General features: G+C 32.4%; 1 protein-coding gene. It reads right to left on the bottom strand.

The genetic code is table 11. The features are described from left to right. Positions 1-692: reverse transcriptase domain-containing protein (locus tag LPC13_RS16730; RefSeq protein WP_267956024.1), on the bottom strand; the 692-nt coding region annotated here is incomplete at both ends.

Below are 692 nucleotides of genomic sequence, written 5' to 3'. Positions count from 1 at the left end.
ATCGGTTTTGACCTTGATAGTATTTCTCTAATTTTATCTTTATATCTTTTTAATGATTGTTTAGATATAGTAGTGCAAGCTTTTCCAAATGATAGCATTATCGTAAATCCTAGAAATTTTCTTTTCCATGGTCTCTCTACTGCACTTTTGCTTCTATTTACTTTTAATTTCAATTTACCTTCTATGAAATTTGTTATGTTATCCATAACTCTTTCTCCGGCTCTTTTACTCTTAACGTAAATGTTACAATCGTCAGCGTAGCGACAGAATTTATGCTCTCTTTTCTCTAGTTCCTTATCTAATTCATCTAACATTATATTAGATAGAAGTGGACTTAATGGACCTCCTTGAGGAGCTCCTTCCTCACTTGTTACTACTATTCCGTTAATCATTATTCCAGCCTGAAGATATTTTCTTATTAACCTCAATACTCTCTTATCTTTTATACTCCTTGAGAGTTTATACATAAGTATATCGTGGTTAACTCTATCAAAGAATTTCTCTAGGTCTATATCTACAACCCATCTATAACCTTCATTTATATAAGTTTCTGCCTTTTGTATAGCATCTTTTGCCCCTCTTCGAGGACGGAAGCCAAAACTATTTTCTGAAAAGTTCTCATCATAGATATAATTTAGCTCTTGCGCAATTGCTTGTTGAATAAACCTATCCAAAACTGTTGGTATTCCTAA

It is taken from the genome of Clostridium celatum (assembly GCF_021412605.1).
Taxonomy (GTDB): Bacteria; Bacillota; Clostridia; order Clostridiales; family Clostridiaceae; genus Clostridium; species Clostridium celatum.
The sequence above is the reverse complement of the archived record's forward strand: the minus strand, read 5'-3'. Positions and strand labels throughout refer to the sequence as shown.